Genomic DNA, 25,849 nt, shown 5'->3' with positions numbered 1-25,849 from the left:
GTGACATGAGCCAACCGACCCGTCCCGAGTCCGCCCCAATAAAAAAGGGGCCCGCAGGCCCCCGAATATGCAAATCATCAGTTGCCGCCCTGATAGACATAGGCGTGGTTGTTGCTGCCATAGACATCGACCTGAGCCGTGTTGTAGCTGGCGGTCTGGACCACATCGACCAGGTTGCCACCGCCGTTCATCCCGGCGTTGACATAGACGTCGGCCACATGGTTGTTGCCGGTCTGGCTGACGGTCAGATCGTTGTCGCTGCCCAGGTAGGACTCGACGGAGGCGTTGTTCAAGTCGCCGGTCTGGGTGACCGTCACGGTCGAGCCGGAGTGGGACGCATCGGCATAGGCCCAGTTGTCGTTACCGGTCTGGGTCACGGTCAGCTCGTTGTCCGAGCCCCAGGTCCAGGCGCCTTTGCCTTCCACATCACGGGCGGCGGCAACCTGGTTGCGATCCCCTTGCTGGTCGATGGCGATCTGGTTGTTGCTGCCCGCTTCCTGCACCGCGTTGGCGTAGTTGTCGTCACCGCTCTGATCGATGGTCACCACGCCAGCGGTGCTGCTCGCCAGCTGCTTGACCACGGCCTGGTTGCCGTCCCCCATCTGCTCGACGCTGGCCTGGTTGCCCGCGCCCCGCTGCTCGGTGTCAGCGCGGTTGCCATCACCCACCTGGATGATGGTGCCCTGCTCGCCGACCCCACCCTGGTAGGCAATCGCCTGGTTGTCATCACCCAGCTGATCGATGGTCAGCACATCGTCACGGCCAGTCTGATTGGTGTCGATCTCGTTACGGTTGCCAACCTGAGTCAGGGTGGCACTCTCGTTGGTACCGGCCTGGTTGGCGGTCAGGACGTTGCCCTCACCGGCTCCGGAACCGGACTGGGCCGTTTTCACATAGCCATCGACACCGCTCTGGGTCACATAAGCCTTGTTATCGAGATCGCGCTGCTCGACCTGGGCCTCGTTGCCACTTCCCGATTGAGTCACCTTTGCCAGGGTACCCTCCGGATAGACGTAACCGTAGCTATTGGTTGCCTGGGTGACGGTGGCCTTGTTCAGCTGACCGGACTGGGCCACCTGGGCTTCGGCACCATCGGCAATCTGCTGGGAGACGCTGGCCTCATGGCTGTTGCCAAGCTGGCTGACATTGGCGATGGCTTTATCGGACCAGTAGTTGTTGATACTGGCATCGTTGTTGTTGCCAATCTGGCTCACGGTGGAGCTGGCACCATCACCGTTATCCTGCATCACATCGGCACTGTTGTGGTTGCCGACCTGGGCGACGGAGGCGTGGGAGCCTTCGTTGAACACCTGCTGGGTCACGGTCGCGACGTTGAAGTTGCCCGTGCTCGCCACCTGGGCAACGGATCCTGCGGTGCTGGACTCCTGAGTCACCAGGGCATCGTTGCCTGCCCCGGTCTGAGCCACGCTGGCCTCAGACTGGCTGGTGTTCTTCTGGATGGTTTTCGCCTCGTTATCGGCACCAATCTGGCTGATGCTCGCCTGATTGTGGTTGCTGTCATCGAGCTGCTCGACCGTGGCCAGGTTGTTGTTGCCGGTTTGGGCGACAGTGGCCTGGTTGTTGGCGGAAGCCGCCCAGACGCTGGAAGTAGCCAGTAATACGGCAGAGGCGATGATGGTACGTTTGAACATGATTTCCCTCTCGTGCTTTGGTGTGAGCCTGGGCTCAGTTGGTTTGAACTACTCTCACTTGCTGGTTGGCGCCCGCCTGAATGACGGTGGCCGACAGACCGGAGCCGTTCTGCTCTATGCTGGCCAGGTTGCCATCACCGAGCTGAACGGCCCGTGCCCTGTTGTCATATCCGCTCTGGCTGATCCAGGCCTGGTTGTCCATGCCCTGTTGCCACAGCCACATCTGGTTGCCGATGCCGGCCTGATAGAGCTCGGCGCTGTTACCAACCCCGAGCTGAACGGCATCGACCCAGTTATTGTCACCGACCTGCTCCAGGCTCAGCTGTTGCTGCTGGCCCTGTTGCATCAGGCGGACCTGGTTGTCGTTGCCTGACTGGCTGAGCTGCAATTCGTTATCCGATCCGAGCTGCCAGAGATGGGCCTGGTTGCCCTCCCCCCGCTGGATCAGTTCAAGCTCGTTGCCCTGACCCAGTTCGCTCAGGGAGGCCAGGTCCTGCGCCAATGCGGGCAGGCCTAGCAGACTCATGATCAGCAGGACAGGATTCAGGTATTTCATCTGTGATTACCTTTTTGAAGTGCGGGTCCAGTATCCCCAGCCCCCCTGGCCAGGGCCATCAGCCACACAGCTGATTCGAGGCTGATTCGGATCCCGGGGTTATCTGGGAGAAAAGGCTGAGGTCGCGCTGAGCCACCCCCCTCGTGAACAGAGATGGCGCCGAAGGGAGGGATGGGAAATAAACATAAAAAAAACAGGCCCATGACGGGCCTGTGCTGACGTTTTCGAGGAGTGAGCGCGCTCGCCAGAGGAGGTGCGCTCCTGTCGCTAGAGAATGGGGGCGCTGTCTTGCAGATAGCCCTGCAGTATGGGGTTTTCCATGTCCCGCGCATCGGCAAGCTGCCAGAGGTTGTCTCGTACCCCGTTGGCAATGAGCCGGATCACCGCCGATTCGATGGCAGACATGACACACATCTGTACCGGCTCGTTGGTACTGAAACCCGCCTCCGCCTCCAGCAGCCGTTTGTACTCGACGAAGCGGAACACCCCGGCCTGCACCTGCTGGGAGAGGATGGTCTTGGAGGTGGTGACACTGTTGAGAATGCGACCGGAGCGGATATCGACGGCCCTCAGGTTGACGGTCACCTGATCGACCCGGTATTCGCCACTCGCCCCTATGCCGAAGTACTTGGCCCCGGCACCGCCGGTGCGCACATTGCTGTCATAGGCGACTATGCCCCCCTCGATCAGGATATTGGCCGCCACCAGCGAAGGTAACTGATGCTGATTATTGCCGGGTACATTGGGTTTGTTTTGCGTGGCCCGCACTATCTTGCGCTCGGTCAGCAGGTTCTGCAGCCCTTCCCGCTCCAGGGGCACGAACCACTGGGAGTCCCAGAGCGCCGTGCTCAGCATCGCGACCCCGCCCTGGGTCACGGCCGTGGAGAAGTTGGAGGCCGGGGCTGGCAGATACTGACCGGTCTGATCGCGAAAATCGTAGACGGCAGCCACTATCTTGCCCTTGGGCTTGGGCAGGCTGATCAGCTCTTTATAAGAGATGGATCTCGGCATCAGGGTCGCCTTCTCGTCTGCCTCGGGAGAACCTATATGCGTGGCACAGCCCCCCAGGAGAGAGAGGGTAGCAAGCAAAGGCAGGGCGGCGAACAGGGGTATCCGTTTCATAGCATCCTCAGTCGGCGATCAGGCCATTCACTTCGATCAGGGTGGTTTCATTCGTCGCTCTATCTGTGATGGAGATGGCCAGGGTGCCATCCTCATCCACCACGTTGATCGCGAACTCGTCGGTGACCAGGCTACCGCTTTGGCTGCCATCCTTGCCGACATCGGCCAGCAGCTGGCTCACCAGCCGCGACTGCAGGCTGGAGGTGAGTCTGTCCAGTGCCGAGGTGCCACTGCTGCCACCGGCTGAGGGATCCTTGTAGTCGTTCTGGGCATTGGCCGTGCCCAGCAGGTGACTGCTGTTGAGCGGGTTGCCGCCAAAGCTGGGGTTGACGGGCCGATAGATAAGCTCGGAGGCAGAGGCGGTCATGCTGACCGTCAGCGCCAGGAGCAGGAGGCGTGAGCACATATGCCATGTCCTTATAGTTCATCGTGTTCCAGATCGAAGGTATCCATGAACAGGATGGCGACCTTCTGCTGTCGTAAAACCTCGCTCACCTGAGCCCAGGCCTGCTGCGCGGCAGCCTCCCCCTGACTCCGTACCGGAGAGAGCGCCGTCCTGAACAACACCTTGCGATTGTGGGTGATCCAGATAAGGCTCCCCCAGCGCGCCGTCGGCCGTTCATGTATGGTGATATTCTCTCGGGCATGGGGATCTTCATCCTCCCGCAGCCGGCTGAAGTGGTGATAAAAGCCCTGGCCAAAGCGGGTGAAGGTGCGATCTATGACCAGGCCGCCTATCTCTATCCGGTCGTTCTCCTGCTCGGGTTGCAGGGACTCCAGCGGCGCGTTGGCATCCCCCTCGCTGGCCGCCAGGGCCCCAGAGAGCAACCAGAGACAGAGCAGCCAGCTGCGCATCAGTGGGAGCTCGTCATATCGAGGTACTCTTTGGCCCAGCTCACCGCCTGCAACCTATTCTTGACGTTCAGCTTCTTGAAGACGTTATAAAGGTGAGACTTGATGGTGTGCTCGCTGACAAACAGGGTGTCGGCTATTTCGGTATTGGAGGCCCCCGTCATCAAGTAACGAATGATCTCGCGCTCGCGGACCGTCAGCAGATTCTGGCTGCGCTGAGCCGGCTCCATGCCCTGCCGGTAATAGCTGACCAACTCGCACATCAGATGACGCGGGATCCAGAACTCCCCCTGCATCACCTTCTTGATACCGGCCACCAGACGATCCAGGGGATCCTGACGGAAGAAGAGACCGCTGGTGTTGGGCCACATCAGCAACAAGTCGCGATCCGTGCTGGTTGGCGCATTGAGCAACACTGTGCTGGCCGATTCGAAGGCGGCAATATCCCGGTTCCAGCCAAACTGCTGGCTCGACTTGAGATAGTCCAGATCGATCAGGAACAGGTTGCAATCTTCGATGGCCAGCAGTTGATCGGGATGGCTGATCAACCGTATCGGCTCACCGAGTTGGGCCATCAGGTAGGTAGTGAAGGTCGTCGCCTGAACATTGCCTTCGGTCACGAGTACCAACGGAGTCTCTGTCATCATGGGGCTCTTCCTTGAACGGTGTGCCTGTCGGCTTGCATCGTTTTTATGTGCCAATAATGGTCGCAAGAGAGTAACAAGCCCCGATTTTTACACAGCATTAAAAAAGCATTAGGCGCCATTCAAACCCAAGTGAAACTGTTTTTTTACTAGACAATACAGAGGACTAGGACAGCCCCCCTATTTGGGGGGGGCAAATGAGACATAGATACTCCGGCTGTCATCTCTCTCCGTATCCCTCTGCTATGGGCAATATCTCAAGAACGTGAAGCAGCCCTCACAGCGCCGCTTGCCCGGATCCCGGCACCTGCGTTAGCGTATTGCCGAATACAGAACCCGCGCGTCAAACCCGTTTCGGGTTGCTAAAGATGTGCTATCAACGGCATCAACTGTTACTATGGCGGGCTAATCCGAACGTCGATGGCAGGGCCCATGCCCCATCGACGACAGGCCAGGGCCCCCGCAGGCAAGATGGCGCCGGGCCTGGGCGGCAGCAATATTTTGAGTAAAACCAGACCAGGTAGCTGGTCGGCATATAAAGGTGGAAGAGAGATTATGGCCAGTCGAGGCATCAACAAAGTCATTCTGATCGGTAACCTGGGGCAAGACCCGGAAGTGCGCTACATGCCGAGCGGCGGTGCCGTGACCAACATCACCCTGGCCACCTCCGAAACCTGGCGCGACAAGCAGACTGGTGAGCAGAAAGAGCGCACCGAATGGCATCGTGTGGTGTTCATGGGCAAACTGGCCGAAGTCGCTGGCGAATACCTGAAGAAGGGTTCCCAGGTCTATGTCGAAGGCAAACTGCAGACCCGCAAATGGCAAGATCAGGGTGGCCAGGAGCGCTATACCACTGAAGTATTGGTAGACAGCTTCAGCGGCGTCATGCAGATGCTGGGTGGTCGTCCTCAAGGCGGCGCCGGTCAGGGAATGGGTGGTCAACAGTCCCAGGGCAACTGGGGTCAGCCCCAACAAGCCGCTCCCCAGCAGAATATGCAGCGTCCCTCTGCCCCCCAACAGAATGCAGCGCCGCAACAGAACATGCAGCAGGGTGGTTACAGCCGTCCGCAGCAACAGCCTCAGTCCGCACCGCCGGTTTACAACGAACCGCCGATGGACTTTGACGACGACATTCCGTTCTGACTAATAGCTCTGCAAAGGCCCTGACCATTCAGGGCTTTTTTTTTTGCAAACCTGTGCAACATTGCGTGCATTCCTGACGCAAAGAAGCCGCATCCCCCCCCGATTTCAGCCCAACTCTTGTCCCGAGACAGAGGGCGTGCAAGGGGGCAGGTTATGATGCAGTGAATCGCCATCGAGTAGTGGGACATGATAAAACGCGGGATCCTGATCATTGGGTTAGTAGTGAGTGGATTGCTGAGTGCCGCACCGCTCAAGGTCGGTGTCAGTTTTGCCATTCCACCCTACGTCATAGAAAAACAGGGCAAGGGCATAGAGCTGGATCTGCTGCACACCGCCTTCATGGACAGTGGCTATCAACTCGATTTCCAATATCTGCCCCTGGAACGCACCTTCCGCATGCTGGCCGACGGCAAGCTGGACGCCATCATCAATGTCAGACCCGGCATGCTGGATGGGGCCTTCCTCTCCCGCCCCGTGATCCGCTTCCACAATCAGGTATTCACCCTTGCTCCGCTCACCGTGACCAATCTCACGGCGCTCACGACCCTCAAGGTGACCGCCTTCCAACGGGCGACTCAGATACTGGGCCCCGAGTTTGCCACTATGGCCGCGAACAATGCCCGTTATGAAGAAGTCGCCAAGCAGCAGGGCCAGGTGCACCAGCTGCTGCTTGGCCGGGTTGATGCGGTGGTGATGGATGAGCGCGTCTTCTATTACCATCTGGCGCAGTTAAGGCAGGAGAGAGCCGAGCCCCACATTTATAACCGGGAACGGATACGGGCCAACGCCCTGTTCAAACCCACCCTCTATCACTTCGCCTTCAGGGATGCGGCAGTACGGGATCATTTTGATCGGGCACTGCTGGCGATGCGAGTGGATGGTCGGTACGAGCAGATCTTCGCCAACTATGGCGCCGAACCATGATCCCTGCAGCAAGCACCCGATGAGCGGCAATAGAAAAGCCAGCCCGAAGGCTGGCTTGTGGTACTGGCTCGAGTGAGCTGAGTTACTTCATGACGCTATCACTCTTGAGATCGGCTTTCTGGCGCTTGGCCTCTCGCTTTTCCTTCAGTGACATCTGCGGCTTCTTCTTGCCATCTTTGCCGTTGTGATGTTCTTTGTTACTCATCATCAAACTCCAAAAATGTGACCGACACTCGGGGGGCTAACCCCTGCTGCAATCCGAATCGTAAACTACAGTACTTCCTTGCCTCCCCATTGAGCGGGAAGCAAAATCAGCATACTCCCTAATCAAGGCCGGGATCCATCCCCATTTGCTCCCCCTCCTCATTCCCTTTGCATCGGCTTTTTTGACCTGAAGAGCGAGCAAACCATTCATGCATATCACTATTTAATTTAACGCCTGGCCAGAACCCGCATTTAATGTTCTATCTCTCGTCACAAATATGTCCGGCAGAGAGCCAAGTGAACAGGGAAATAATTCGGCACTAACAGGGGGTAAATGTGATGGCAAGCGGAGAATAAGAAATAATCAGCGAAATGTGATAAGGTATTTCATTCCCAACTTGCCAGGAGAGCCCCGTGAAAAAATTGGAAATGAAAGATCTGACCGATAAAGAAAAAGCCGATATCGCCCAATTGCTGCAAAAGGCACAGGCCAATGCGGATCATCCGCTGACCAATGGCGAGCGCAACAAAATCCGGGAAGAGGGCCGCCTCAAGGTGGTTGCCGATCGCGCCGAAGCCGCCAAAGAGGCCTCTCGCCTTGCTCGCGAGAAAGCCAAGGAACGGGCTCGCAACCAAGTGCTGCCAGAAACCTTCAGCTGGATTGACTCCGTCAGCGACAAGTTCCGCGGCCGCCGCTGACCACTCAGGCTCGTCACCCAGGGACAAAACATCCCGAGTGGCGAGTTCGAGCCTGACCCGGATCGCCCCTTAACCACAATTTTTTCAGGTTTTTTCACCCGACCCGCCCTCCGGCATTATACCCAGTAGGCAGGGGCGATAATTCAGCGCCAAGGCAGGCCATACAAGGTTCTGCCTCTTTTCTCCTCAAAAAGCACCTGAACCATTCAAGTCTCTTTTTTGGGGAAAGTGATCACCAGATCGGCTGCTGAAAGAAATGATTTACGAGATAAAGATTGCCATCACTGAGATGGCATGTTTTAATGTTTCTCGATGGTTCGGTAGTTCAGACCACATTATGTTAGGTAGTCTCTAGTAAAGCAGTGATTAGATAAGAGTTGTCCTCGGATTCCACTTATCAAATAATTCTCCTTCTTTAGTGCGCCATACGTATTCTGACGAAAAATCATAAATTGCCATATGGCACTTAAACACTGTAAAGGAAATTATTATGTCTAACAAAATGACTGGTACCGTTAAGTTCTTCAACGCTGAAAAAGGTTTTGGCTTCATCTCCCCGGCTGACGGCAGCAAAGACGTGTTCGTACACTTCTCCGCTATCCAGTCCACCAGCTTCAAAACCCTGGACGAAGGTCAGCGCGTTGAGTTCACCATCGAGCAAGGCCAGAAAGGTCCTGCTGCTGCCAACGTAGTTGGTCTGTAATTCAAGCCAAGGGCCAGTAACCAGACCCAAGTCTGCTGACTGACCACTGCAAGAATTAAAAAAACCCGCCTAGGCGGGTTTTTTGTTGTCTGAAAGTTGCCTGAAAAACGGTGAAGCCCCCTCCTCCTTGCCCTGACACGTTCCCTCTCTCCTGCCCCCATCAAGATGATAATAGATATCAATTGCGTTTAATTCTCATTTAATTAGAATGCCTGCCGAAACGGTTTCCCCGTTTGAGGCTCAATCCAGCCGTCCCAGTGCGACACCAAGATCCCGGGATGCCATGGCGGATTGAGAAACTTTCCTTCCCAGGAGTTCAGGTTCCCATGACCAGCATACGCATTACCCCCCTTGCCCCTCTGATATTCGCAGCCCTTGCCAGCCAGGCTCATGCCAGCCAGAACGAAGTGATGGTTGTCACGGCTTCAGGTTTCCAGCAGAAGATTGAAGACACCGCCGCCTCCATCTCGGTCGTGACACGCGAACAGCTGGAGAAGCGCGCCTATCGTGACGTCACCGATGCCTTGAAAGACGTGCCCGGGGTTGTGGTGACAGGGGGTGGCAGCAGCAGCGACATCAGTATCCGGGGCATGGGCTCCAAATACACACTGATGCTGGTCGATGGTAAACGGGTCGACAGTCGTGGCACTCGCCCCAACAGCGATGGTCCCGGCATAGAACAAGGCTGGCTGCCTCCCCTGCAAGCCATAGATCGCATTGAGGTGGTACGCGGCCCCATGTCCTCCCGCTATGGTTCCGATGCCATGGGCGGCGTCATCAACGTCATCACTCGCAAGAGCGCCAGCATGACCGCATGGCAAGGCTCACTCCACGCCGACTCCACCTTTCAGGAAGATCAGGAGTCCGGAGATATCTTCCAGACCGACGCCTATGCAGCGGGCGCCTTGGTCGAGGGATTGCTGGGGGTGAGGGTCAATGGTCTGCTCTCCCATCGGGATGAGGATCAATTCGAGAATGGCTTTGCCGAACAGGAGATGCGCAGTGGTACTGCCGTATTCAGTCTGACGCCAGATGAACACAACAGGTTCGACTTCGAGGCCAGTCGCGGCCTGCAAGACAGGGATCGCACACCAGGTGACTCGATTCCCACCAAAGCCAAGCCGAGCCTGAATCGCTACGAGCGCACCAATTACGCCATCACCCACGACGGCCAATATGAGTTCGGCTCATCCTCCAGCTATCTGCAACACGAGGAGAACACCAATCCGGGTCGGCAGATGAAGATGCTCAACACCATAGCCGACACCCACACCCAGTTCATACTCGGCGATCACTATCTGAGCATCGGTGGCCAGTACCGCTATGAGGATCTGCAGGATCAGGGCAACCAGCTCAAGGTGGCCAATAGCGCCGATCAGCTGACGCGCTGGAGTTGGGCGCTGTTTGTGGAAGATGAGTGGGCCATGACCGAGAGCTTCGCCCTCACCGCCGGTGTGCGCCTGGATCAGGACGAGAATTATGGTGACCACTGGAGTCCACGCCTGTATGGCGTCTGGCATCCTGCCGAATTCTGGACCCTGAAGGGAGGCGTCTCTACCGGCTATCGTTCCCCTGACTTGCGTATGTCTGCCGCCAACTGGGGTCAGGCCACCGGAGGTGGCACCCAGGATGGCATCTTGGTCGGTAATGCGGACCTCAAGCCAGAGACCAGCCTCAGTGAAGAGATAGCGCTGCTGTGGGATGGTCAGCAAGGGTTGAATGCCAGCTTGACCCTGTTCAACACCGATTTTAACAACAAAATCTCCGAGGTTCGGCGCTGTTCCAGCAAGAGTGACCCAAGCTGTACCCTGAATGGCTACACCTATGACTTCATCAGCGATCGCATCAACGTCAACGAGGCGAACATGCGCGGGGTGGAGAGCACGGCCAACTGGGCGATCAATACCGATTGGTCCCTGGCCTCCAGTTATACCTACACCCAATCCGAGCAGAAAAGCGGTCTCATGGCTGGCAAACCCCTCAACCAGATGCCGCGCCACATGTTCAATACCTCGGTGGATTGGCAAACCACGGAGCAAGTCAGCCTCTGGTCGCGGGTCAACTTCCGCAGCAAGACCTCGGACTACCAGAGTCGCGCCAAAATGGCTGACGGCACGCCCTCCTACACCTTCTTCGACACGGGATTGGTCTACAAGGCCAACCAGGACTTGAGCGTCACTGCGGGCATCTACAACCTGCTGGACAAGACGGTGGATTACGGCAGCTACGGCACAGTGCTGGACGGGCGCCGCTACAACCTGGGGCTGACCTATCAGTTCTAATCACCATCCCGGCAATACAAGAGGCCCGCATAATGCGGGCCTCTTGTATTGTGGCGAGTGGGGCGTGCTGGCGAGCGTCATCGCCCTAGCGTGGCAGGCTGATCCTGGCTTCCAGTCCCCCTTCGGCCCTGTTATGCAGGGTCAACTCACCGCCGTGCTGGTGCACCAGGGTACGGGCGATGGAGAGCCCCAGCCCCACGCTGCCCGATTCGGTATTGCGGGCCTCGTCCAGGCGCACGAAGGGCTTGAACACTTCGTCGAGCTGGTCATGGGCTATGCCTGGCCCCTGATCGAGCACCCGAATGATCAACTCCTGAGGGCCAGGTTCGAGGCGAACCTCCACCTCCCCCGCGTACTTGAGGGCATTGCCTATCAGGTTCTGCAACACCCGGCGCAGGGTGTTGGCACGGCAGGCGTAGACCAGCTTGCCTTCTGCCTCGAAATGCACCGGCTGACCCATATCGGCATAGTCGTCGCACAGACTCTCCAGCAGGCTGACCAGGTCCAGCTCCCGAGTCTGCTCCTGGGTGCCTTCGTCCCGGGCAAAGCTCAAGGTCGCCGCCAGCATCTGCTCTATCTGTTGCAGGGTCTGCTGAATGCGCTCCTTGTCCTCACCATCGGCCAGAAACTCGCTGCGCAGCCGCAGGCTGGTGATGGGCGTGCGCAAGTCATGGGAGATGGCAGCCAGCATCTGGGTCCTGTCCTGCACGAAGCGATCGAGCCGGGTGTGCATGCGGTTGAATGCCTGGATGGAGTCGCGGATCTCGGTCGGCCCCTCCTCCTTGAGCAGCGCCGTCTCTTCGCCACGCCCCAGCTTGTCGGCATTATGGGCCAGCTGCTTGAGGGGGAGCGTGGCACGGCGAAACAGCCAGATCATCATGCCGATCACCAGACTGGCCACCAGCAGCAGGTTGAAGGTGGTCTGCCGCGACCAGGTCCCCGCCTCCTTGTCTACCAGGGAACTGAACTGCAACCACTGGCCCCCCGGCAGCTCGATGGAGCCGTAGAGCCGCATATCCTGAGGAGGCGGCCCCTTGCGATCGTCCATCATGCGCACATGATGGCGCCAGGCCCGGCTGCGGGGCGCATCCTTGCTCAGCTCGGCACTGATCTCCACCATCAGATCCGGGGGATAGCCCAGCTTGCTGCGCACCAGCGCCTCGAAGCGGGGGCTGCGATTGTCCGGTTGCAGCGGCTCGGGGGCGAGGCGCAGGAACAGGGTCTCGCTGCGGCTCGCCTTCAATATCTCCCGGTGCAACTCGGGGGGGGAGAGGGTCAACAGCCTGACCACAGAGACGATGCGCTGCATGGCATTGCGGCTATTGATAAACCCCAGCGCCTCCTCCCTGTCTGTGCGGTAGATCTGGATGCTGAGCAGCTGGATCAGGATAAGCCCGGCCAGGGCCACCAGCACTATCTGACCGGTGAGCCCCTTGGGCCAGAGCCGCTTGAGGAAGGCCATGGCGTCAGACCTGGGTCACATCGGCGGCGAACAGGTAACCGCCGCCCCAGATGGTCTTGATGAGTTCGGGATTCTTGGGATCCCGCTCCAGCTTGCGCCTCAATCGGCTGACCAGGGTATCGATGGCGCGATCGAAGGCTACCGCCTCCCGGCCCCGGGCCAGATCCAGCAGCTGATCCCGGCTCAATACCCGCTGGGGCCGCTCCAGAAACACCTTGAGCAAGTCGAACTCGGCGGTAGAGAGGCTCAGCCCCACCCCATCCTCATCGAGCAACTCCCGGCGATTGATGTCGAGCAGCCAGCGGTCGAAGCGCAAATCCCGGGACAGCGTCTCCGCGGCGGGTTGCTGATCGGCCTGGGTACGGCGCATCACCGCCTTGATCCGGGCCAACAGTTCGCGAGGATTGAAGGGCTTGGCCAGATAGTCATCGGCCCCCATCTCCAACCCTATGATGCGATCTGTCTCCTCCCCCATGGCGGTGAGCATGATGATGGGCAGCCTGGATTTGACCCTGAGCTCGCGGCACAGGGTCAGACCATCCTCGCCGGGCAGCATCAGATCGAGCACCAGCAGATCGAACTCGCGCTCCTCCAGCAATTTCTTCATCTCGCGCCCATCGCGGGCACAACTGACCCGCATGCCATGCTGCTCCAGAAAGCGCTTGAGCAAGTCGCGGATCTCGCCGTGGTCATCGACCACCAGGATATGGTTGTTCAACTGATTCATGACGCGACTCTCTCTCAGACAAAGGGGCGTGAGCGTAACTGGCCCGATTATACGAAAATCCCCCGGGGGGTTTGTGTCAAACTGTGGCAAATGGGCGGGGTGGCACAGTCTGCTACAAAAAAGCCCCTTGCTGGCAAAGTTCAGACACGGACTGGGTGTTTACTTGAGGTCAAGGCAACACGCCGACTCTGCATTCATCCCTTGAGGAGCAACACCATGAAGAAACTGACCAAGACACTGCTGACCGCCACCCTGATCCTGGGCCTGCCGCTGGGTGCCTATGCCGCCAGCGAAGCCGTCACCACAGCCCAGCCCGGTGCCATGAGCGAGTGCGCCATGAAGGATGGCAAGCATCACGGTGGCCGCCACGACAAGATGGAACGCATGCAGAAAATGACCCCGGAAGAGATCCAGGCTCATCTGCAAAAGCGTTATGACAAGATAGAGGATCCGGTCAAGCAGGCCGAGTTCATCAAGAAGCTGGGCGAGCGCGCCGAGGGCATGACCAAACATGCCGACGCCATGAAGGCGTTCGCCGACGCACACAAGTAAGACCCATCAAGACACAAAAAAGGGGCCTCTGGCCCCTTTTCTTATCCGCACTCTTCTTGCCCGTCTTCATGCAGCCATACAAAAAGGGGCTCATCAGCCCCTTTCTCTCTGCACTCTCCCGTCGGGCTACGCCTTGGGCTTGTCCGCCACCCGCAGGCTCTTGACCGTCTCGCCTTCGAAGCGGATGACCACGTTTTTATTGTCGAGGTTGGCATCCGGCAGCAGTGTCTTGGTGGTCTGAGCCAGGGTCGGTGAACTCTCGTTCAGGGTCGACAGGTCGTAGTTCCACAGCTCCAGTTTATCCTCGGTGCCCGTGCTGGTCGGCGCACCAAACTTCTCCTTGATGCTCTCTTTGGTCGAGACACCGGACTTGATGCCAAGCGCCGTCTGCACGGCATCATTGGTATAGCTATCCGCGGCGCCGAGAGCCATCTCCTTGGTACTGTCGGAGACGGCGCCCGTGACGGCATCGAGCAGGCCAGCCTGTGCAAACAGCGGCAGTGAGGTCAGGGCAATCAACAGGATTTTTTTCATGGCAAGGTTCCAATGAATAGCAGGGAGGGGCTATGAGAACAGTTCGCAATCCTGTTCGTCAAGGTACCAGGCCAAGGAAAGAGTCATCAAGAACGCGACCAAGCGCCCGCCCCATGGGAAAAGCGCCCTGATACCGTCATCGCCCTGGGGCGGGATGGGCCAGAAAGTGTCGTGATTCAGGGTGCCGGACAGTGGGCCGCCTGATTGCGGCCCGCCCGCTTGGCGCGATAGAGCCACTCATCGGCACGGGCTAGCACGGCCCCCGCCTCTTCCCCCGGTTGTATCTCGGTGGTGCCCATGCTGACGGTGATGTGCAGCTCGGGCGTCCTGTCATCCAGCACCATGGCCGCGACGGCGCCACGAATACGCTCGGCCAATTGCCAGAGCCCCTCCCCCTGCAACTGAGGGAGCAGGAGCAAGAACTCCTCGCCACCGCTGCGCACGAAGAGATCCCCCCGGCGCAGCTGGGCCGCAACGCAGGCACAGAACGCTTGCAGCACGCCATCCCCCTGCTGATGGCCATAGCGATCGTTGATCTGCTTGAAGTGATCGATATCCAGCATGATGAGGCCCGCCGTTACGTGGCCCGCCACCAAGCCGGGGAAGTGTTCGAAGAAATAGCGACGATTGTGCAAGCCGGTGAGCTGGTCCGTCTCGCTCAGCACTTGCAGGCGCCGCTGCAGGTCATGCTGGCGGGTGATATTGCGCGTCATCCAGGAGACGGCGCGCTTGCCCTCGTAGCGCGAGGGCAGTGGCGCTATCTTGCCCTCGAAGCGTTGCATCCCCTGAGGGCCCGCCTCGCTATAGATATCCTTTACCTCGGCGGCGGCCAGCTCGTACTCCACCACCTGCACCTGGTTGCTATCGAGGGTGAGGGCAATCTGCGCCATGATCCACGCCGCCTTGTCCGCTGGCAGCATGTCCTGCAAGCGCTTGCCGACCAAGGGGTTGCCATCCTGATAAGATTGCTGCTCTATGCCGCCCAGGTATTCGATGTAGTAACCATCCTCGCTGAGCACGAACAGGGGATCCGGTAGTTGAGCCATCACTTCATAGAGTTGTTCAACCGTCAGCGCCATACGCGGTGTCCTGTCTCTAGATGGTAAGGGGCGCCAGCCAGGCGCCCTTCTGTTATCTCACGGCCCGGGGAGTCGCACCAGCCTCAGGGCTTGCTGGCGGCCACCAGCAGCAACATCGGGCGTTCGGCCTCTTCGCTCAGGGCCGGGTTGGCGGCGATCTGGGCGACGCTCGGCCCCCAATCTTCCACATGGACGAGCCGGAAACCATTTTCGATCAGAGGGTTGAGATAACCGCCCAGGGTACGGTGATACTTGATGACCCCCTCCGCCAACCAGTTGCTCAGCCGTGGCCCTTCGGCTTGATAACTGTTGATGGGCCAGGAGCGCTGGCCGCCCTCATCGTGCAACCAGCCCTGCTGGCGTGGGCAGGTGAAGATGGGATGCTCCACCGAGAACACCAGGCGGCCGCCGGGTCTCAGCGCCGCGAACAATTGACCAAACAGGGGGCCAACCTCGGCCAGATAGTGCAGCGCCAGCGAGCTGTAGATGAGGTCATATTGCGCGCCGTCCAGCGCCAGGGCCGCCAGATCTTCCCGCCGGTAATGAATGGCCGGGTCCCGGGTCAGCTCCGCCGCCCGGGCCAGCATCCTGCTGGAGAGATCGATGCCCACCACTTCGCTCGCCCCCTGCTCCCGGGCGCTGCGGCAAAACCAGCCATAGCCGCAGCCGAGATCCAGCACTCGCTTGCCTGCCAAGGCTGGCAACATGGCCTGCAGCGAAGACCACTCAGGAGCCCCCGCCAAGCCTTGAATTGAGCGGGGCAACTGGGCATAGCCTTCGAAAAAACCCTGATTATCATAGATATTTTGTGACATTTTTCACTCCTGGCACCTGAGGCCATCCTAGCAAACAAGATTCATATGATCACGAAGACCCGGCTGACAACTTGACGATCCACGGTCAGACAATAACGCCCCAGGGGGCCGCCTGGCCTCGGCGACCGGCATCCAGCGCAGGCAACGGCAATGAAAGGGGCCACGGACAGTATCAGCGCCGGCTTGGCGCCCACTACAGTGCCGGTCTGGAGAGGGTCACGAGAGCTTCTTCTGCCAGAACATGGCCCTGCCCAGCTCGGGATCGAGTGCGTAGCCGGCGAAGCCACTGGCCCGATAGGCGGCCTGGGCCACCCGGTTGCCCTCCAGTACCTCCAGGGTCACCTTGCAGCAACCCAGCTCGCGGGCGAGCCGCTCCGCCTCGGCCAGCAAGCGCTTGCCCAGGCCGCGGCCGCGGTAGTCCGGGTGCACGGCCAGATCGTGAATGTTGAGCAAGGGACGGCAGGCAAAGGTGGAGAAACCCTCGAAGCAGGTCGCCACCCCGGCTGGCTGACCATCGACCCAGGCCAGCAGTACATGGGCCCCCTGACGCTTGGCCAGCGTCGCCGCCAATTGCGCCTTCACATCCGCAGGCAGTGCCGTGCCACCGCCCATCTCATCCCTGGCATAGGCATCGAGCAAGAGCACCAGCGCCTCCCCATGTTCCGCCCTGTTCAGATCCGCCCTGATCACCTCTTCCATCCCTGACTCCCTGATCCATGATGAGGCCACAACGACTGTGGCTTGCTGCCCTCGATGGTAAACCCGCCATCCATGGCAGACCAAGCCCTGCTATGCCCTCCCGGGGAGCCAGGTCCGCGCCAGGGTAACAAAGGGTAACCGGCCATCGGCAGGGGTCACAGTTGTCGCAACCCAGGCTGGAGGAGCGTCAGTTGCGACTGCTATGCTGCGCCCCTGATCCAGAGCGCCAACGAGGTATCATGCGCATCTCCAGCATCGAATGCGGGCGAGTCCTGGCCATCCTGGCCGTGATGACCATTCACCTCTCCCCCTTCAGCAATCCGTTCGATCCCACCCTCTGGGACGGCACCCCCTACCTCTGGCTCGGGGCCATCATCAACCAGCTCTGCCGCTTCGCGGTGCCGCTCTTCTTCCTCTGCGCTGGCTACTTCCTGCAACCCGCCCTGGCTGCAGGCAAGCCTATGGCGGTGGCGCTGCGCTACTGCCGCCCCCTGCTGGGGCTTTGGCTGGTGTGGAGCCTTGTCTATCTGCTGGTGCCCTTCAACCCGGTCGCGGCCATGACGGAAGGCTATCTGCCCGCCATGGCGGGCCAGTGGCAGATGCAGCTGGGGGATCCCCTCAACGCCTGGTGGGTGGGGGGCATGATCCACCTCTGGTTCCTGCCCGCCCTGATGCTGGCCGTTCTGCTGCTGGCCCTCTGCTGGCGGGTCAGGCTGCCCCGGCTGGCCATGGTGGCGGGCGCCCTGCTCTACGGGCTTGCCCTGATCGGCGGCTCCTATGGCCCGCTGCTAGGGGGCGAGTGGGCCCTGCTGACCCGCAACGGCCCCTTCTTCTCGCTGCTGTTCGTGGCCCTTGGTGCCGAGCTGCGCCTGCGTGGCTGGCAACCCGATGCCAGGCGCTGCGCCCTGCTGATGGTGGCGGGGATGGGCCTCTATGCCCTGGAGGCCACGGGCTTGCTGCGTTTCACCGCCGTGCCCCTCAATCGTCATGACTTCCTGCTGGGCTCCCTGCCCTGGGCGCTCGGCCTGTTCGGCCTGCTGCTGGCCAACCCAAGCTGGGGCAAGGGCAGCTGGCTGGAACGCCAGGCCCCCAAGGTGCTGGGTCTTTACTGCCTGCACATGATGCTGGTGGTCTGGCTGATGGTGTTCGGCCCCCAGGGCAAGCTGCTGTGGTGGGAGCTGGTGAAGGTGCCGGTGCTGCTGGTGCTCTCCCTGCTCGCCTACCGACTGCTGGCGGCGAACCGGATCAGTGGCTGGCTACTGCGGGCTCGCTGAGGGGGCTAGCGCTGGCCGCTGCGGATCCGCCCTCCCCGGCCAGCAGGTCGGTGTGGGCGAGGGCGAAGTCATGCATCTGTTGCAGCAGGGGGAGAAGGGCTACCCCGAGCGGGCTCAGGGCGTATTCGACCCGGGGTGGAACCTCGGGATAAAGAGTGCGCAGGATGACGCCGTCCGCCTCCAGCTCCTTGAGCTGGGCGGTCAGCACCTTCTGGCTCACCTCGGGCAGGCAGCGGCGCAGGTCGCCAAAGCGCAGGGTCTGGGCCCGCAGATGAAACAGGATGGCCGGTTTCCATTTACCGGCGAGCAGGCGCAGCACCTGATAGGCGGGGCAAGAGAGTGGGGACAAGGGATAGCTCGCAGCTGGTTACTTTGGGGTAACTATGCCACCAAAATGTGCCTTCTTGCAGCCAAAATACCAGCTTCCTATGATACGGACTCCACCATCAAACGCCCAAGAGGTTCATCATGCCCAGCCTGCTGCAGATCCATTTCACCTTCCCCGCCGAGATGATGGGGCCGGCCCTCACCGCCGCCGCCCTGCCGCTGGCCGAGTCCATCACCCGGGAGCCGGGCTTCATCTCCAAGATCTGGACCGAGAATCCGCGCACCGGCGAGGCGGGGGGCATCTATCTGTTCGAAGATGAGAAGAGCGCCCTCGCCTACGCCACCATGCACGAGCAGCGAGTGCTCGCCATGGGCGCCAGCGCGGTGCAGTTCAAGCTGTTTGACGTCAATGAGCCCCTGAGCCGCATCACCTTTGGCATCCCATAAACCGGGCCGGAAAGCGGACTCAGAATCTCAGGGTCAAGCCGATATTGGCCTGCCACTGGGTGATCAGATCCCCCCGTACCCGGAAGGCACAGACCTCGGGATTGCAGAGGAACTGGCTGTCGTCATTGACCAGGGAGCCGTAGCCGCGCACCTCGGCCCGCAGCGCCAGTCGCTGGGTCAGACGGGGTTGCACCCCCAACGCCAACGACATGGAGGGCGCCACCTCGCTCTCATAGGCATCGAAGCGGGTCACCCCGATGCCGGCACCTATATAGGGGGCCATGACGTTGTCGAAGAGGGTGAGGGCGCCGGCGAAGTGCAGGGTGTCCACCGTCAGCCTGTCCGGCTGCTCCGGGGCGATGGGGGTGGATTGATGGCTGTAGAGCAGCTCTATCATGCCGGGGTCGTTGACTTCCTTGCTGATGAACAGGCCCCAGTTGCCCGAGCTCTCCCCCTGCAGGGAGTCAACGGCGGTCGAGACCGGCATGGGGGCCAGCTCATCCATCTTCTCGAAGTCGATCGATGAGCTGTAACCGAGAAAAGGGGTCAGCTGCCAGCCCAGATCGGCGGCCGACTCCTCTCCCCAGCTCTGACCCAGCGGCAGCAACATTCCCACCACCATCACTCCTGCTCTCGTCATGACCATTCCCTGATGTGCATTGGTTGTGCCAGAGCATATCAGAGCCCGCTTCACCCACTCCTAAACAGAGGCTGTATAACGCCATTTTGGCTTGCCGGGCTGACGCGGCCCCGCCGCATCCCCCAACATGTGCGCCACGCCACACTGTCTATCTGGCATGATTCTGTGCCACACAAGCTGGCGGCGCTGCACCACCCTGTGGCAACGGGATGGCCCTTGGTCGCGATGGTGGTGATGGCCGCGCCCCCTCGCGAAGTGCAAGACTGGCAAGGCAATCCCCTCTTGCTTGCCCCGCTGCCATGGCCAGTGGACTCGACAGCTTGCTCAGAAATCAATCCAACAGCCTGATCCTTCTATAAAATTCCATTTCTGTCTAAGCCAGCCTCGAGCGCGCTGGTACCATACGCAGCCCTGCCGGATCCGGGCTCCCCCGTCCGCAGTGACTCAACTCTGCCGCTGGAGGCCCCATGAATCTACCCCTCATCATCAATGTGTTGCTGTTCGCCGCCCTGCTGACGGCCCTGGCCAGACTCAGCAAGCCGAGCTGGAGCCTGTCTCGCAAGGTACTGACCGGCCTGTCGATGGGGGTGCTGTTCGGTTTCGCCCTGCAACTTTGCTATGGCACCGGTCACCCCGTCATCGCCGCCTCCATCGAGTGGTTCAATCTGGTCGGCAACGGCTACGTGCAACTGTTGCAGATGATTGTCATGCCTCTGGTGTTCGCCTCCATACTGAGCGCCGTGGCCAAGCTGCACAACGCCAGCTCCTTGGGGCGCATCAGCCTGCTCACCATAGGCACCCTGCTGTTCACCACCCTGATTGCCGCCCTGATCGGCGTGCTGGTCACCCAGCTGTTCGGCCTGACCGCCGAGGGCCTGGTGCAGGGCGTCAAAGAGAGTGCGCGCCTCGATGTGATTGAGACCAGCTACCTTGCCAAAGTGAGCGAGCTGGGTGTGCCGCAGCTGCTGCTCTCCTTTATTCCCAAGAACCCCTTCGCCGATCTGACCGGGGCCAACCCCACCTCCATCATCAGCGTGGTGATCTTCGCCGCCCTGCTGGGTGTGGCCGCCCTGCAGCTGAAGAAGGAGGATGCCAGCAAGGGGGACAAGGTGCTCGCCGCCATCGATACCCTGCAAGCCTGGGTGATGAAGCTGGTCCGCCTCATCATGACTCTCACCCCCTACGGCGTGATGGCGCTGATGACCAAGGTGGTCGCCAGCTCCAACCCTCAGGAGGTGATGACACTGGGCAGCTTCGTGCTTGCCTCCTACCTGGGGCTGGGACTGATGTTCCTGGTCCATGGCCTGCTGCTCGCCCTGGTTGGCGTCAATCCCCTCAGCTTCCTGCGCAAGGTCGCCCCCGTGCTGAGCTTCGCCTTCAGCAGCCGCTCCAGCGCCGCCACCATTCCCCTCAATGTGGAAGCCCAGACCCGTCGCCTCGGGGTGCCCGAGGCCATCGCCAGCTTCGCCGCCTCCTTTGGCGCCACCATAGGCCAGAACGGCTGCGCCGGTCTCTACCCGGCCATGCTGGCGGTCATGGTGGCCCCGACCGTGGGCATAGACCCCCTGGATCCGATCTGGATAGCCACCCTGGTCGGCATCGTCACCCTCAGCTCCGCTGGCGTGGCCGGTGTCGGCGGCGGCGCCACCTTCGCCGCCCTGATCGTGCTGCCCGCCATGGGGCTGCCGGTCACGCTAGTGGCACTGTTGATCTCGGTCGAACCCCTCATCGACATGGGCCGCACCGCCCTCAACGTCAATGGCGCCATGACGGCCGGCACCATCACCAGCCAGCTGCTCGGCCAGACCGACAAGGCGCTGCTGCACGATGAGCACAGCGCCGAGCCTGTGCAGGGTTAGCAGTATGATGAAGGTGCATGGTTGATATAACACTATGGTGAAGCGGCATGGTTGAACCCTGTCCGCAGCAGATAGCAAACAGGGAGCCTCGGCTCCCTGTTTGCTATCGGTGACTCGGATACCGCGAGAGATGACCCCGACTAACTGCCGGTGACACCGCTCGGCCCGTCCTCTTTGAGCCAGGTAACAGGCAGTGCCTCATGCGGGCTCTGCAGGTTGAGGCTGATCAGCTGACCATGTTCCGTGGCCAGCTCAAGGGGCCCGCTCAGGCCATCGACACCACAGCCATCCTCACTGAACTGATAGCGGCCGCTGGTTGCCCCCTGCCCCGCCTGCCAGGAGCCCGTGCTCTGACAGCGATCACTGGCCAGGGTCAGCCCGCCCCGCTCATTGAGGCTCAGCCGATAATGCTCCCCCTCTGATACGGCGCTGTACTCTCCCACCCAGGACAGGGGATCCACGCTGGCGCCCTCCGCCAGGGGATAGAGGATGAATTCCCCCTGGGGTGAGCGGCAATCGACACGCTCCTGCCCCGCCCGGCACTGATACTCTCCCTGAGCGAAGCTGAGTTCGGCGCTCTCCTGTTCATCCGGGGCATAGCTTTGCTGGTTATCCCGCTCATCCCAGCGGGTCAGCAACTGCCGGCCCTGACTGTCCTGGCTCAGCTCAAACAGGGTGGCACGCCCCGCCTCATCCTGGGTGCTGCCCTTGTATTGCGTCCAGGAGAGGGCGGGGGCCTGGCTCTCATTTTGCTGACAGCCAGCCAACAGCAGGATAAACGGCATGCAGAACAGTAACTTGTTCATGGGTTCACTCCTGAGCCAGACCGAACAGGCGCTGCCGGGTCAACTGCACCTTGGCGCTGGAGGCCTGAATGATGCCATCGAAGGTACTGATGGTGATGTAACCCTGCTTCACCACCACCCCTTCCGACTGTTCATCCTGATCCTGGTTATCCCCTGGGGCTATGGTCACCGCCTGTTTGCCCTTGAGCCCTTGCTTGACCAGGGGACGCACCACGGCCGCCGGTTGACCCGTGGCCTCGGCCGCCTTCTGCGTCAACACATCCACCACTTGCGGATTCTGATCCAGGTCACTGGCAAAGGCCCAGGTCATGCCGCCGCCGTTCCAGCCGATGTCGGTGAACTTGTAGCCGAGGTTGCTATCTATCTCCTCGGGCAGATTGATATTGAGCCCCATATAAGGTGGCAGCAGCGGCTGGCCCGCCGGACGGGTCGCCTCAAGCTGGCGCACTATGTCGACCACCACGGCGGCTATCTTGTGACCCTGACTGGCGTCCGTGCCCGAGTTCTGATGGGCACTGACCGCGATGGCCGGCACCTCCTGAGTCAGGGCCAGAATGGCCGCCCCGATAGTGCCCGAGTTCTCGTTCATGGCCCCCAGGTTGTTGCCAACGTTGGGGCCGGAGATGAGCAAGTCCGGCTTCTTCTGCCACTGGGCCTGGGCCGCGACCTGAATGCCATAGAGCGCCGCCATGACGGGGGTGCCTTCCGAGTAGTCGGCAAAGGATTTGCTGCTGTCCGTCTCCCCCACGCAGTAGATATTCTCTGCCGCCTGGCTCTCATCGACCGGCACCGGTTTGAAGATATTGACCGCCCCGCCCTTGCCGCTCTGCTCGGTACAGGGGGCCGAGATGATCACCTGATGACCGGCCGCCACAAGATCTTGCTGCAGGGTCTGGATGTTGTTGGTCTGCCAGCCATCATCATTGCTGATCACTATGTTGAGGGCCTGGGCCGACTGGGAGAATAGCAGGGCCTGAGCCAGGCTCACGCAGAGAATAAATGGCTTCTTGTTCATGATGTTATCCTTGAAAGCGAGGTCGCCATCCTGACGTTGCCAGATGACAGAAACATGAAATAAGCCACCAACGACATCCTCCAATGGAACCCTTTTCCCTATTTTAATTATTCAGCGAGTGACACTCTCCTTGGCCCAGCGCGGCTCCGACGCCCTATTCATCGGCGATTCACCCTGCCCCCGTATGCTGTGGCGCGCCCGGGCCCCGACAATGCGGCCCCATACTTTTTTCAAGGACACAAACATGGTTGGCATCGAGCTCAAGGATCCTGACGTCCTGCTTTCCCAGACCCTGCGCAGCACAGCCCAGGCCATGGGTGAGGGTCAGATCAGCCTGCGGGAGCTGCTCGGTCTGGTGGGGGAACAGGGCATGCTGCTGTTCTGCCTGCTGCTGACGGTGCCCTTCCTGCTGCCAGTCAGCATTCCCGGTATCAGCAGCGTGTTCGGCCTGCTGATCCTCTTTATCGGTATCGGCATCACCCTCAACCGGGTGCCCTGGCTACCCGCCAGACTGATGGCACGCAGCTTTGCCACCCAGCAGCTCAAAACAACCCTGCACAAGGGCGCCGATCTGCTGGCCCGGCTCGACAAGTTCGTGCGCCCCCGCCTGCTGGTGCTGACCGCCAGCAGCAGTATCAACAGGGGCAACGGCCTGATGATCATGCTGGCCGCCGTCTTGCTGATGATGCCCTTTGGCGCCATCCCCCTCACCAATACCCTGCCTGCCTGGGCCATCTTGCTGCTCTGTACCGGCATGTTGCAGCGTGACGGTCTGTTCGTCGCCCTTGGCTACACCCTGGTCGCGGCCACCCTGATCTGGTTTGCCGTACTGGCCACCGGCGTCTTGATGGCAGGACAAGGGATCTCCGGCTTGCTCGGCTAGGCACAGCCGCCCCGGCGGCGTCATGAAACCACCCTTCGCGGCCCTGCCCCTGGCACTCTGGCCGCGTTTTTATGGTCTGCGATCAGTAGGCATGGGAGAGGCAATACCCGCCGCGACTGCCCCCAGGAGGAAGTCATTGGGTCATGAGTGGAAAGGCAATATGGAGAGGGGGAGTAGCGGCAAGGCCCGATGAGGTCGTCAGCATATGGCGGGCGGCAGGCACTGCCCCCAGGAGGAAGTCATTGGGTCATGAGTGGAAAGGCAATATGGAGAGGGGGAGTAGCGGCAAGGCCCGATGAGGTCGTCAGAATATGGTGGGCAGCAGGTGCCCCCAGGAGGAAGTCATTGGATCATGGGAAGAGCGGCAACATAGAGAGGAGGGCTAGCGGCGGGGCCCGATGAGGTCATCAGAATATGGCGGGCAGCAGACACTGCCCCGTCGATGACCACATAGGGCCAGATAACTCATGGTTCAGCGGTTGGCGGCGCGGCTCTCGTTCCAGAGCAGCTCGCCGCTGTGCAAGTCCATCAGGCTCATGGTGAGTCGATAGCGACTCCCCTCGGAGACCAGATCCCCGTACAGCATGTAACCGGCCCCGGTCTGACGGCCCAGCCGCACCAGGGAGGCTGGATTCATCCCCCCCTGCTGATACTCGAGCTGGCTGGTGATGGCGGAAACCTGACCGGGGTCGGCGAAGCTGAAACCGCCGTGGGACTGGATCCGCTGGATCATGGCCACCGCCATGGACTGGGTGTTGAACGGCTCGCCCGTGCCGTTCTGGGGCGCCATCAGCAGCAACACAGGGCTGCCACCCTGGCTCAGCCCCTGCACCTCGGGGGCTTTCAAGAAGGCATCCGCCATGGCCAGCGCCAGACCGGTCGGCGCCACGGGTTTGGGGGCAGGCTTGACCGCTTCGGGTTCGGGCACCGGCTTGTCCGGCTGACTCACCGGCTGGCTCGGCTCAGTGACCGGCGCCGGAGTGCCGCCATAGGGATTGACCGCACAACCGCCCAACAGCACAGCACTCAGCAGCAACAGGGGACGCATCTTCATCATCTCTTCTCCGTCAAAAATCCGTGTGACGGAGCCCGCGCCCCGCATCAGCTCATGCTAGAGAAAAAGTGGCTTCGGGTCGATGGGCACATGGGCCGGGGGCGACAAAGGCTGGCGAACCGGGGCGAACAAAAAGGTGGCACAGGGCCACAAGGTTCCGTTAGGGTGTTCAAAATCCACAGCCCAGAGGAGCGCCCCATGCACGGCCCCGATCCCGCCAATCCCCACCCCATGACCGGCTTCCCCCAGGTGTGCTTTATCAAGAACACCATCAAGGGGCCCAATATCGAGGTGGGTGACTACAGCTACTACGACGACCCGGAAGACTCCGCAGGCTTTGAGCGCAACGTCCTCTACCACTTCCCCTTCATCGGCGACAAGCTCATCATCGGCAAGTTCTGCGCCATCGCCCGCGGGGTCAAGTTCATCATGAACGGCGCCAACCACCAGAGCTCCGGCTTCTCCACCTACCCCTTCTTTATCTTCGGCAACGGCTGGGAGAGCGCCGCCCCCGCGCCGGGCACGCTTCCTTACAAGGGAGATACCGTCATCGGCAACGACGTCTGGATAGGCTATGAGGCGCTGATCATGCCGGGGGTCAAGGTCGGCAACGGCGCCATCATCGCCGCCCGCTCCGTGGTCACCACTGACGTTCCCGACTACGCCGTGGTCGGCGGCAACCCCGCCAAGCTGATCCGCCACCGCTTCGACGACGACACCATAGCCCGCCTGGGCGCCCTCGCCTGGTGGGACTGGCCGGTGGAGCAGATCAGCCAGAATTTGAAATTGATCAGCGGCGGGGAGATAGCCGCGCTGGAAGCTGCGGCCCAATAAACACCATCAAGTGCCGTAGGGTGCAATGAACGAAGTGAATTGCACCTCAATACACCCAACC

At 60.5% G+C, this 25,849-nt stretch carries 29 protein-coding genes; 11 read left to right on the top strand and 18 right to left on the bottom strand.

The window, feature by feature from the left end:
• Window positions 1-77: 77 nt before the first annotated feature.
• The 6 genes from M2366_RS17115 to M2366_RS17090 form a co-directional block, all read right to left on the bottom strand.
• Window positions 78-1,652, bottom strand: coding sequence for a curlin (locus M2366_RS17115; RefSeq protein ID WP_224431879.1), 1,575 nt, complete (start codon window positions 1,650-1,652; stop codon window positions 78-80).
• 34 nt (window positions 1,653-1,686) lie between these two features.
• Window positions 1,687-2,208 carry an RIP homotypic interaction motif-containing protein gene (locus M2366_RS17110; protein WP_224431878.1) on the bottom strand — a complete coding sequence of 174 codons (522 nt, stop codon included), beginning with the start codon at window positions 2,206-2,208 and terminating at the stop codon, window positions 1,687-1,689.
• Between the two features lie 267 nt (window positions 2,209-2,475).
• On the bottom strand, window positions 2,476-3,330 hold the full coding sequence (locus M2366_RS17105; RefSeq protein ID WP_042042026.1) for a CsgG/HfaB family protein: 855 nt from the start codon (window positions 3,328-3,330) through the stop codon (window positions 2,476-2,478).
• Between the two features lie 7 nt (window positions 3,331-3,337).
• Window positions 3,338-3,736: a curli assembly protein CsgF gene (locus tag M2366_RS17100; RefSeq protein WP_042042027.1), complete on the bottom strand. Its 399-nt coding sequence runs from the start codon at window positions 3,734-3,736 to the stop codon at window positions 3,338-3,340.
• An 11-nt stretch (window positions 3,737-3,747) separates the two neighbouring features.
• A complete protein-coding gene (locus M2366_RS17095) occupies window positions 3,748-4,185 on the bottom strand; it encodes a curli production assembly/transport protein CsgE (RefSeq protein ID WP_259270238.1) in 438 nt (145 codons plus the stop codon).
• Window positions 4,185-4,829 (bottom strand): LuxR C-terminal-related transcriptional regulator, encoded by a 645-nt coding sequence (locus M2366_RS17090; RefSeq protein ID WP_224431876.1) that lies wholly within the window; start codon window positions 4,827-4,829, stop codon window positions 4,185-4,187. The genes M2366_RS17095 and M2366_RS17090 overlap by 1 nt, the downstream gene beginning before the upstream one ends.
• 552 nt (window positions 4,830-5,381) lie before the next feature.
• On the opposite strand from M2366_RS17090, the gene M2366_RS17085 reads away from it, so the two are divergent.
• Together M2366_RS17085 and M2366_RS17080 are read left to right on the top strand one after the other, a co-directional pair.
• Window positions 5,382-5,969 carry a single-stranded DNA-binding protein gene (locus tag M2366_RS17085; protein ID WP_042042028.1) on the top strand — a complete coding sequence of 196 codons (588 nt, stop codon included), beginning with the start codon at window positions 5,382-5,384 and terminating at the stop codon, window positions 5,967-5,969.
• A 186-nt stretch (window positions 5,970-6,155) separates the two neighbouring features.
• The gene (locus M2366_RS17080) at window positions 6,156-6,893 is read left to right on the top strand and encodes an ABC transporter substrate-binding protein (RefSeq protein ID WP_259270237.1); all 738 of its coding nucleotides are present in this window, start codon (window positions 6,156-6,158) and stop codon (window positions 6,891-6,893) included.
• A gap of 82 nt (window positions 6,894-6,975) precedes the next feature.
• Here M2366_RS17080 and M2366_RS17075 read toward each other — a convergent pair whose 3' ends face one another.
• Window positions 6,976-7,098, bottom strand: a complete 123-nt coding sequence (locus tag M2366_RS17075; protein ID WP_157013978.1) for a hypothetical protein — start codon at window positions 7,096-7,098, stop codon at window positions 6,976-6,978.
• Between the two features lie 413 nt (window positions 7,099-7,511).
• On the opposite strand from M2366_RS17075, the gene yjbD reads away from it, so the two are divergent.
• From yjbD to M2366_RS17060, 3 genes are all read left to right on the top strand, one after another.
• Entirely contained in the window at window positions 7,512-7,796 is a 285-nt protein-coding gene (gene yjbD / locus M2366_RS17070) for a DUF3811 domain-containing protein (RefSeq protein WP_040319253.1), read from the top strand.
• Window positions 7,797-8,286: 490 nt separating this feature from the next.
• Window positions 8,287-8,499: an RNA chaperone/antiterminator CspA gene (cspA, locus tag M2366_RS17065; RefSeq protein WP_005316548.1), complete on the top strand. Its 213-nt coding sequence runs from the start codon at window positions 8,287-8,289 to the stop codon at window positions 8,497-8,499.
• Window positions 8,500-8,825: 326 nt separating this feature from the next.
• Window positions 8,826-10,781, top strand: coding sequence for a ligand-gated channel protein (locus M2366_RS17060; RefSeq protein ID WP_259270236.1), 1,956 nt, complete (start codon window positions 8,826-8,828; stop codon window positions 10,779-10,781).
• Between the two features lie 85 nt (window positions 10,782-10,866).
• Here the strand turns inward: M2366_RS17060 and M2366_RS17055 are convergent, their stop codons facing one another.
• Window positions 10,867-12,243: an ATP-binding protein gene (locus M2366_RS17055; protein ID WP_259270235.1), complete on the bottom strand. Its 1,377-nt coding sequence runs from the start codon at window positions 12,241-12,243 to the stop codon at window positions 10,867-10,869.
• 4 nt (window positions 12,244-12,247) lie between these two features.
• Window positions 12,248-12,970 (bottom strand): response regulator, encoded by a 723-nt coding sequence (locus tag M2366_RS17050; RefSeq protein ID WP_042042034.1) that lies wholly within the window; start codon window positions 12,968-12,970, stop codon window positions 12,248-12,250.
• Between the two features lie 216 nt (window positions 12,971-13,186).
• On the opposite strand from M2366_RS17050, the gene M2366_RS17045 reads away from it, so the two are divergent.
• Window positions 13,187-13,522: a hypothetical protein gene (locus tag M2366_RS17045; protein ID WP_042042035.1), complete on the top strand. Its 336-nt coding sequence runs from the start codon at window positions 13,187-13,189 to the stop codon at window positions 13,520-13,522.
• A gap of 126 nt (window positions 13,523-13,648) precedes the next feature.
• Here the strand turns inward: M2366_RS17045 and M2366_RS17040 are convergent, their stop codons facing one another.
• The 4 genes from M2366_RS17040 to M2366_RS17025 all read right to left on the bottom strand — a co-directional run bounded on the left by M2366_RS17040 (window position 13,649) and on the right by M2366_RS17025 (window position 16,649).
• Window positions 13,649-14,056 (bottom strand): hypothetical protein, encoded by a 408-nt coding sequence (locus M2366_RS17040; protein WP_042042036.1) that lies wholly within the window; start codon window positions 14,054-14,056, stop codon window positions 13,649-13,651.
• A 176-nt stretch (window positions 14,057-14,232) separates the two neighbouring features.
• Complete coding sequence (locus tag M2366_RS17035) at window positions 14,233-15,135, bottom strand: sensor domain-containing diguanylate cyclase (protein ID WP_259270234.1); 903 nt, start codon at window positions 15,133-15,135, stop codon at window positions 14,233-14,235.
• Between the two features lie 83 nt (window positions 15,136-15,218).
• A complete protein-coding gene (locus M2366_RS17030; RefSeq protein ID WP_259237408.1) occupies window positions 15,219-15,950 on the bottom strand; it encodes a bifunctional 2-polyprenyl-6-hydroxyphenol methylase/3-demethylubiquinol 3-O-methyltransferase UbiG in 732 nt (243 codons plus the stop codon).
• Window positions 15,951-16,166: 216 nt separating this feature from the next.
• On the bottom strand, window positions 16,167-16,649 hold the full coding sequence (locus tag M2366_RS17025; protein ID WP_042042039.1) for a GNAT family N-acetyltransferase: 483 nt from the start codon (window positions 16,647-16,649) through the stop codon (window positions 16,167-16,169).
• Between the two features lie 239 nt (window positions 16,650-16,888).
• On the opposite strand from M2366_RS17025, the gene M2366_RS17020 reads away from it, so the two are divergent.
• Window positions 16,889-17,923, top strand: a complete 1,035-nt coding sequence (locus M2366_RS17020) for an acyltransferase family protein (RefSeq protein ID WP_259270233.1) — start codon at window positions 16,889-16,891, stop codon at window positions 17,921-17,923.
• Here M2366_RS17020 and M2366_RS17015 read toward each other — a convergent pair.
• On the bottom strand, window positions 17,895-18,272 hold the full coding sequence (locus M2366_RS17015; RefSeq protein ID WP_259270232.1) for a helix-turn-helix domain-containing protein: 378 nt from the start codon (window positions 18,270-18,272) through the stop codon (window positions 17,895-17,897). The genes M2366_RS17020 and M2366_RS17015 overlap by 29 nt on opposite strands.
• A gap of 119 nt (window positions 18,273-18,391) precedes the next feature.
• Between M2366_RS17015 and M2366_RS17010 the strand changes: the two genes are divergently transcribed.
• A complete protein-coding gene (locus tag M2366_RS17010) occupies window positions 18,392-18,697 on the top strand; it encodes a monooxygenase (protein WP_259270231.1) in 306 nt (101 codons plus the stop codon).
• Between the two features lie 19 nt (window positions 18,698-18,716).
• Here the strand turns inward: M2366_RS17010 and M2366_RS17005 are convergent, their stop codons facing one another.
• A complete protein-coding gene (locus M2366_RS17005; protein ID WP_259270230.1) occupies window positions 18,717-19,337 on the bottom strand; it encodes a porin family protein in 621 nt (206 codons plus the stop codon).
• 467 nt (window positions 19,338-19,804) lie between these two features.
• On the opposite strand from M2366_RS17005, the gene M2366_RS17000 reads away from it, so the two are divergent.
• Window positions 19,805-21,196 carry an L-cystine transporter gene (locus M2366_RS17000; RefSeq protein WP_042042042.1) on the top strand — a complete coding sequence of 464 codons (1,392 nt, stop codon included), beginning with the start codon at window positions 19,805-19,807 and terminating at the stop codon, window positions 21,194-21,196.
• Between the two features lie 140 nt (window positions 21,197-21,336).
• Here M2366_RS17000 and M2366_RS16995 read toward each other — a convergent pair whose 3' ends face one another.
• Window positions 21,337-22,002 (bottom strand): hypothetical protein, encoded by a 666-nt coding sequence (locus M2366_RS16995; RefSeq protein ID WP_042042043.1) that lies wholly within the window; start codon window positions 22,000-22,002, stop codon window positions 21,337-21,339.
• A gap of 4 nt (window positions 22,003-22,006) precedes the next feature.
• A complete protein-coding gene (locus M2366_RS16990; RefSeq protein ID WP_042042044.1) occupies window positions 22,007-23,017 on the bottom strand; it encodes a 5'/3'-nucleotidase SurE in 1,011 nt (336 codons plus the stop codon).
• 244 nt (window positions 23,018-23,261) lie between these two features.
• Here M2366_RS16990 and M2366_RS16985 point away from each other — a divergent pair, with 244 nt between their 5' ends.
• The gene (locus M2366_RS16985; RefSeq protein ID WP_259270229.1) at window positions 23,262-23,900 is read left to right on the top strand and encodes an exopolysaccharide biosynthesis protein; all 639 of its coding nucleotides are present in this window, start codon (window positions 23,262-23,264) and stop codon (window positions 23,898-23,900) included.
• 472 nt (window positions 23,901-24,372) lie between these two features.
• Here M2366_RS16985 and M2366_RS16980 read toward each other — a convergent pair whose 3' ends face one another.
• Window positions 24,373-24,954 (bottom strand): hypothetical protein, encoded by a 582-nt coding sequence (locus M2366_RS16980; protein WP_042042058.1) that lies wholly within the window; start codon window positions 24,952-24,954, stop codon window positions 24,373-24,375.
• Between the two features lie 198 nt (window positions 24,955-25,152).
• On the opposite strand from M2366_RS16980, the gene M2366_RS16975 reads away from it, so the two are divergent.
• Window positions 25,153-25,788: a Vat family streptogramin A O-acetyltransferase gene (locus M2366_RS16975; protein WP_259270228.1), complete on the top strand. Its 636-nt coding sequence runs from the start codon at window positions 25,153-25,155 to the stop codon at window positions 25,786-25,788.
• Window positions 25,789-25,849: the final 61 nt, after the last annotated feature.

This window comes from Aeromonas sp. BIGb0405, assembly GCF_024807335.1.
In the GTDB taxonomy this organism is placed as follows: Bacteria; Pseudomonadota; Gammaproteobacteria; order Enterobacterales; family Aeromonadaceae; genus Aeromonas; species Aeromonas rivuli.
Note: the sequence above shows the minus strand (reverse complement) of the source record. Positions and strands in the feature narration are given on the sequence as shown.